Source organism: Nostoc sp. UHCC 0252, from assembly GCF_034931145.1.
GTDB lineage: Bacteria > Cyanobacteriota > Cyanobacteriia > Cyanobacteriales > Nostocaceae > Nostoc.
In genome coordinates this window covers 49,187-55,892 of sequence record NZ_JAYGHE010000054.1, presented here as the reverse complement: position 1 = coordinate 55,892, position 6,706 = coordinate 49,187, and the positions used below count along the sequence as shown (strand labels likewise).

Genomic DNA, 6,706 nt, shown 5'->3' with positions numbered 1-6,706 from the left:
ACTTCTTTTACCATTGCAAAGCAGTTTCCAAAATTGATTGGGAGGTATATACTTACACTTACAACATATATTTGTACCCTAGTAACAATCCTGAATGGTTGCTTCGACATAAAGCAGAACTTCTTAAGTTAATTAAAAATAAGCTTGGTTGTCATGCTGAATACATCAATGTTAGTACGATGAAATAAAATTACTAATTTTAAATTAGTAGTGACTAGACTCATTAAAAATCGGGACTGAGAAATAAATCTCAGTCCCGATAAAAAAGCGGGCTAACCGCTATTGATATGGTTAACCCGTGCAGCTTTGGGAACGCGCAGAGAAATTGTTATTGCAATACCAACTTCACATTGGCGTTTTGCAGACCGCGCTGTTTTACTTCAGCCAAAGTTTTGTTAACGGCATACTTTTGGTTGATTGAGTTGATCAACTCGGTTTGGTTGTGCTTCTTAGCAACGCCCCACAGGTCAGCAATTAGGTCAAAAGAACCATCGCTGTTGCGAGACCAGCCGAGGTCATATTCGCCATCTAACATAGCTACGATGTCAGAACGGACGCGCTGACCGTTATAACCACGGACATCAGCTTCAGTCTTTACGCTGATACCGAGGTCGCGCAAAGAAGCTTTGAGGATTTCGGCATCGGTGATCTTGGTACGCAGGGTGCTAAAGTGAGACATTTGGGTTTCCTCCAATGAGAAGATTGAGAAAAACGACAACGGTTTGTTTCGGGCGAAGCCGCTCTTAGCAGGATGCGGCTTTTTCTTATAACTGCTAGCTTTGGGAGCTAGCCTTTCCCCCTGGGATGGCAGAGGAAAGCTTTTAAAACTCCATTCGCTGATATTCAGCTACGGAGGATGCTGCGGGGCGTGCGCGCTGTCTGGCCCAATCTCTCAGAGCCGTTACTTGTTCTTGCATCGTTCGAGACAGCGGCAATGTTGCCTTCAGTGCAGCAATAATATCTAGTTGGGTGAACTCCCGATCTTGGGCAAAAGCTTCATACATTGCCGCAACGATCGCTTGTTCAACTTCTGCCCCAGAAAAGCCATCAGACATCTTGGCTAGTTGCTCAAGATCGAATCTAGAGATGTCTTCACGGCGCTTGGTCAGATGAATATTAAAAATGTGTTGCCGTTCTTCCGGTGTTGGCAGATCGACAAAGAAAATTTCATCAAAGCGTCCTTTCCTCAAGAACTCCCCAGGTAAGCGTTCTACTCTGTTGGCAGTTGCCATCACGAACACTGGAGATTTCTTATCTTGCATCCATGTGAGGAAAGAGCCGAAGATTCTGCTTGATGTTCCCCCATCGGAATCAGAAGAACCTCCACTACCAGCAAAGGATTTATCCAATTCATCGATAAACAAAATCGCTGGAGAAATAGATTCTGCTGTTTTCAGGGCGTTCCGCAGATTTGCTTCACTTCGTCCCACCATTGAGCCGTCGTAGACTCGGCCCATATCCAACCGCAGCAGTGGTAAACCCCACAGCCGGGAGGTAGTTTTGGCAATCAATGACTTACCGCAACCGGGAACTCCGAGAATTAGCATCCCCTTTGGTTGAGGCAAACCGTACTCTCTCGCTCTTTCTGTGAAAGCATTAGAGCGTTGCTTGAGCCATCTTTTTAACTCTTCTAAGCCACCTACTGCATCAATGGTTTCATCTTCTTCAATGTATTCTAAGATTCCATTGCGCCGAATTAGTTGCTTTTTCTCAGATAAAACGATATCTACTTCATCTTCCGTCAAACGCCCTGTAGTTACCTGTGCCTTACGGTAGACTTTTTCAGCTTCATCTTTAGTTAGACCTAAAGCTGCTCTCAGGAGCTTTTCTCTAGCCTCTGTTGTCAACCGCCGACCACGATTTTGGTCTACATGATGAGTTAGTACTTTATTCAACTCTGCCATATCTGGCAGGGTAAAATCGATAACAACAACTTCTTTTTCCAACTCTATAGGTACTTGTTGCATTGGAGACATCAAAATGATGTTCTTTTGCGTACCTTTAAAGCTAGCGATCGCATCACGTAACGATCTGTTTGTTGCAGGCGCATCAATAAAGGGGTGTAAATCTTTAAGAATAAATATACTGGGTTCTTTCTGCCGGATTATCCACTCAATCGCCGCCTCTGGAGACACCGTATTATGTTGGGTGACATTCCGAGGTTGACCATACTCCACAATGCCGTGTGTTACTGTCCAAACAAATACTCGACGTTGGGGCTTTAACGACTGGGCGATGGTAGAAACTGCTAGCTCGGCCCGCTCTTCCTCGGAGGTCACAAGGTAGATTAAAGGGTATTGAGCTTGAATTAGGATATTGAGCTCTTCTTTCATACTTCGACCTACTTGAGACCTTATAGAGACAGTAGAGACATTGCTTCTGGTAAAGACAACCGAATCATGAATAATTCATAACTCCAATCTATTTAGCAAGGAACTAACTCTTCCTCGCCCTTGGGATGGGTTTCATCTTCATCCATTTCATCAATAGAAAGATGTTGTTGACCGACTACTCCTGGTTGATTACCCAAAGTAACCAGTTCCCCATCACGTAAGACTAATGAGCTATCACAAGTTGGGCATGAATAAACTCTATGAGTCCGCCCATAAGAAGAGTCTTCTAACTCGTCAACCAATTCTTGATTAGACAGGTAAAAACCAAGGGCACGTTCGGCAAGTTCTGACATTGGTTCGGAATCTACTGCTGAACGAATCTTCAGTTTTCTGTGCAACTCTGGCGATAAATACAAAGTGACCTTTTGCTTAGTTTGCGTTTGCATATAACTCTTTAACGGTCTTACCCGGGTATGTATATCAACTTATCGGTTCTTCTATTGGTTGTCAAGACAGCAAAACGTTTTAACGCCAACTTTGTTACATTTGTTCACAACAAAGGCTGAAATGCTGTTTATTGAGTGATAAATCCCTCACGACAAACCTCTGAGAATTAATCAGGTAGGATTTGAATCCTGAAACCTGAATGGAAATTAGCGATCGCCAATTTAATGATTGCCTAACTTGGCTTACTTTTTAACTATTTGGAGCGTAAGCGGATTAAAGTTGAACACTTTTCCAGTTGTAAACAACTGATATCCACAAGAGATGCCAGCTAATGACAGCAGCAGAGAAAAAAGTGACACTGAACCGATTACAACACCACTGGCAATGAATAGAGCAATTCCGATGCCAATCAACACCCATCCTAGTTTGCGATTATCGCGTCCACCCCAATTTAGAGCTACTACACCCCCCATACACAGCAAGATTCCAGGTGTGCTGCGTAAGTAGACGCTCACATAAAGACTTGTACTTAAAAATGTAATGCCTGCTAGGATTAGTCCTAAACCAATAAGCTTACTAGCAAAGATTACTTGTTCCTCTTCTTTACTGGTGGTAGGTGCTGTAATTTCTGTTGGCGCGGAGCTTGATGGAGGGTTTTTGGTAGCAGATGCAGAGTGCTGCTGCGCCCTAAACATAAAAGTTATTTTGTCTCCTTGTCCAAAGGAAACTTTGTCTCCTACATGCAGTGGGCAAAAAACTTGAGGTTTAAGTTTCGCACCGTTAACATACGTGCCATTAGAACTGCCCAAATCGGTAATATGATATTCATCGCCATTTACCCAAATTTGTGCGTGGATGCGAGATGCTACATCCGAATCTGGTAAGCCAGAAATATCAATATCTGGTGGTTTTTGGTCGTTCGGCTTACCGATGCAAATTACAGAAAGATTTGGTGGAAATTGCAAAGGTGTGTTGGTTTGGAAGTGAAAAAGCTCTAAAGTTACCTCGGTTGTCTTAGATGGACTGTACATAAATTGTGTGATAAAGCACTCTTTATAAGTTTCTCTACTGAGAACTCAAAAGAGAATGGTAAATATCCTGAATATTATGGAATTTTTAATAAGCGCTCTTTGAGTGCAAGGGATTGATTTGAGTGTCTGGTATTTCTATAAAATCAATGATGGCAAAATGCTTCACCGTGCTGAATGCTGAGTGCTGTACATGGATAGCAAGCGTTTAGCCCACAGGATGAAGCAAGGACGCATTATTTCTCGTGCAATAATCTCGAAATAAATATTTATTTCTTTTTCATGGCTTAAAAGCCGTGGCTTTAGACCTGCTGTGCTGAGTACAATTGTTACTTTTTAACTCAGCACTCACAACTGGGCACTCAGCACTGTTTCGGTAATGTAAATGGCTACTGCTAATAAAAACTGTAGTTTGGGGCGAAGAATTTATCGGTTTGCTGCCAGCGTTAGCGGGATTATTGCCCTGTTAATAATTTTGTGGGGTTGTACTGCAAATAATTTTAACGCCGGAGCGATCGCATGGAAAACTTATACCAACTCCCGTTACGGCTTTGAATTTCCATATCCGAGTAACTGGACTTCTTCAACAGCCCCAACAAATGATGATGGAATTGCCTTTACTTCACCCCAGAACAAAACGGTGGAAATTCGAGGGTGGGCAAGTCAGCAGCTACCAGATTCGATTGTTACAGAGCAAAAGTCAGTGAAAAAGATCAAACCTAACTTTAAAACCGCCCAAGGAGTACCTGGGGTGCTAGTTGTAGAAGTTGCTCAAGGAATAGGTTCTATGACACTGACACTAACTCAGAGTCAAGTGAAATATTCTTGGCAAGGAAGAAGTAACAGCCAAGAATTTCAAGATTACTATCGTTTGTTTTATTACATTGCCCAGCAGTATCGGATTTCGAAGTCTTGAGAGACGCGATTAATCGCGTCTGTACAAGAGTTAGGATAATCCGTTTATTTTCCACCATTTCCCCCTGCTCTCTGCTCCCTAAATTTACATCTCTTTCAGAATGATGATTGAGAGGGTACAGAAACCTGATAGATTTAGCTATCAGCGAGTAAAAACTGGTGAAGATGAAAGTCCTGGTTATTGGTGGTGATGGATATTGCGGTTGGGCAACTGCTCTTTACCTTTCCAATCGAGGTTATGAAGTTGGAATTTTAGATAGTTTGGTGCGGCGGCATTGGGATAATGAACTTGGTGTCGAAACTCTCACTCCGATCGCACTAATTCAACAACGTCTCCAGCGCTGGCAAGATTTGACAGGTAAATCGATCGACTTGTTCATCGGCGATATTACAAATTACGAGTTTCTCCATAAGACATTACAGCAATTTCAGCCAAATGCTCTGGTGCATTTTGGCGAACAGCGTTCGGCCCCATTTTCCATGATTGACCGAGAACATGCAGTTCTCACCCAGGTCAATAATGTAGTTGGGACGTTGAACTTGTTGTACGCCATGCGGGAAGATTTCCCCGACTGTCATTTGGTGAAGCTGGGGACGATGGGCGAATACGGTACACCCAACATCGACATCGAAGAAGGGTATATCACCATTGAACACAATGGACGCAAGGATACCCTACCTTATCCCAAGCAGCCTGGTTCGATGTACCACTTAAGCAAAGTCCATGATAGTCATAACATCCACTTTGCTTGCCGGATTTGGGGATTGCGGGCAACTGATTTAAATCAGGGTGTAGTTTATGGTGTCTTAACCGAAGAAACGGGGATGGACGAACTATTGATTAATCGGCTGGATTACGATGGTGTGTTTGGTACTGCACTAAACCGCTTTTGTATTCAAGCAGCAATTGGACATCCGTTAACTGTCTACGGTAAAGGTGGACAAACTCGCGGGTTCTTAGATATTCGGGATACAGTCAGATGTGTAGAATTAGCGATCGCTAACCCTGCCGAAGCTGGTGAATTCCGCGTATTTAACCAATTTACCGAACAATTCAGCGTCGGTGAGTTGGCATTGATGGTGAAAAATGCTGGTAATGCTATGGGATTGAAGGTAGAAATCAATCACTTAGATAATCCCAGAGTTGAGAAAGAAGAACATTACTTCAACGCTAAAAACACTAAATTGCTTGATTTAGGTTTACAGCCTCACTTGCTCTCTGATTCTCTACTCGATTCTCTGTTAAACTTTGCCATTAAGTATCAGAAACGAGTTGATAATAAGCAAATTCTGCCCAAAGTCTCTTGGCACAGAAATTAGGGTAAACTCTGCGTGCGGCTGATAACAGAACCTTATTTAACTCAAGTCAGTAATTGGCCAAAAAATGGTCGTCATATATTAGCACAATATGACGACCATTCAATTGTTGTTTACCCTGCGTATCGTCCAGCTATTGGTAACTTCGCCGCCACCTACGGTTATTTTGGTGGTGAGTTTAGTTTTGACCGCATGAGTTGGATCAAAACTAACTTCCTCTGGATGATGTATCGTTCTGGATGGGGTACAAAAAGTGAGCAAGAGGTCGTGTTAGCTATTCGGATTAAGCGTTCGGCAATTGAAGAAATTTTAGCGGCGGCTGTTCATTCCAGCTACGTTCCAGAACTTTATCCCGATGAAAGTGCATGGCAAAAAGCATTGAAGCGATCGCAAGTCCGCCTACAATGGGATCCAGACCATCATCCATCCGGGGCAAGATTAGAACGACGCGCTATTCAGTTAGGATTGCGTGGTGAAATGCTAGCTGCTTATGCCAAAGATTGGATTGTGAACATTGAGGACATCTCGGACTTTGTACAAAAACAGCGCCAAAATATTAAATCTGACTGTGCAGAGTTGATTACACCACAGGAGAGAGTCTATTCTGTGTTTGATACCGAAACGCAAGCAAAGCTGAGATTATCTGCCTGGACTGAATAGTTTTAT

General features: G+C 42.9%; 8 protein-coding genes. 4 read left to right on the top strand and 4 right to left on the bottom strand.

Annotation, left to right across the window (positions count from 1 at the left end):
- Nucleotides 1–188 (top strand): hypothetical protein (locus VB732_RS25050; RefSeq protein ID WP_323233596.1); only part of this gene is annotated, 188 nt, incomplete at its 5' end.
- A gap of 140 nt (nt 189–328) precedes the next feature.
- Here the strand turns inward: VB732_RS25050 and VB732_RS25045 are convergent.
- From VB732_RS25045 to VB732_RS25030, 4 genes are all read right to left on the bottom strand, one after another.
- A complete protein-coding gene (locus VB732_RS25045; RefSeq protein WP_012407317.1) occupies nt 329–679 on the bottom strand; it encodes a DUF1257 domain-containing protein in 351 nt (116 codons plus the stop codon).
- 142 nt (nt 680–821) lie between these two features.
- Nucleotides 822–2,333, bottom strand: coding sequence for an AAA family ATPase (locus VB732_RS25040; protein WP_323233595.1), 1,512 nt, complete (start codon nt 2,331–2,333; stop codon nt 822–824).
- A 92-nt stretch (nt 2,334–2,425) separates the two neighbouring features.
- A complete protein-coding gene (locus tag VB732_RS25035; protein WP_190940813.1) occupies nt 2,426–2,779 on the bottom strand; it encodes a hypothetical protein in 354 nt (117 codons plus the stop codon).
- Between the two features lie 243 nt (nt 2,780–3,022).
- On the bottom strand, nt 3,023–3,811 hold the full coding sequence (locus tag VB732_RS25030; RefSeq protein WP_323233594.1) for an FHA domain-containing protein: 789 nt from the start codon (nt 3,809–3,811) through the stop codon (nt 3,023–3,025).
- Nucleotides 3,812–4,193: 382 nt separating this feature from the next.
- On the opposite strand from VB732_RS25030, the gene VB732_RS25025 reads away from it, so the two are divergent.
- The 3 genes from VB732_RS25025 to VB732_RS25015 all read left to right on the top strand — a co-directional run bounded on the left by VB732_RS25025 (nt 4,194) and on the right by VB732_RS25015 (nt 6,700).
- Complete coding sequence (locus tag VB732_RS25025; protein WP_323233593.1) at nt 4,194–4,724, top strand: hypothetical protein; 531 nt, start codon at nt 4,194–4,196, stop codon at nt 4,722–4,724.
- Nucleotides 4,725–4,888: 164 nt separating this feature from the next.
- Nucleotides 4,889–6,043 (top strand): NAD-dependent epimerase/dehydratase family protein, encoded by a 1,155-nt coding sequence (locus tag VB732_RS25020; RefSeq protein WP_323233592.1) that lies wholly within the window; start codon nt 4,889–4,891, stop codon nt 6,041–6,043.
- Nucleotides 6,044–6,055: 12 nt separating this feature from the next.
- The gene (locus VB732_RS25015) at nt 6,056–6,700 is read left to right on the top strand and encodes a DUF4291 domain-containing protein (RefSeq protein ID WP_323233591.1); all 645 of its coding nucleotides are present in this window, start codon (nt 6,056–6,058) and stop codon (nt 6,698–6,700) included.
- Nucleotides 6,701–6,706 lie beyond the last annotated feature (6 nt).

What these genes read in the sequence shown, in the direction of transcription:
- VB732_RS25045 (WP_012407317.1), bottom strand. Translation starts at nt 679, where the DNA reads ATGTCTCACTTTAGCACCCTGCGTACCAAGATCACCGATGCCGAAATC.
- VB732_RS25025 (WP_323233593.1), top strand. Translation starts at nt 4,194, where the DNA reads ATGGCTACTGCTAATAAAAACTGTAGTTTGGGGCGAAGAATTTATCGG.
- VB732_RS25035 (WP_190940813.1), bottom strand. Translation starts at nt 2,779, where the DNA reads ATGCAAACGCAAACTAAGCAAAAGGTCACTTTGTATTTATCGCCAGAG.
- VB732_RS25030 (WP_323233594.1), bottom strand. Translation starts at nt 3,811, where the DNA reads ATGTACAGTCCATCTAAGACAACCGAGGTAACTTTAGAGCTTTTTCAC.
- VB732_RS25040 (WP_323233595.1), bottom strand. Translation starts at nt 2,333, where the DNA reads ATGAAAGAAGAGCTCAATATCCTAATTCAAGCTCAATACCCTTTAATC.
- VB732_RS25020 (WP_323233592.1), top strand. Translation starts at nt 4,889, where the DNA reads ATGAAAGTCCTGGTTATTGGTGGTGATGGATATTGCGGTTGGGCAACT.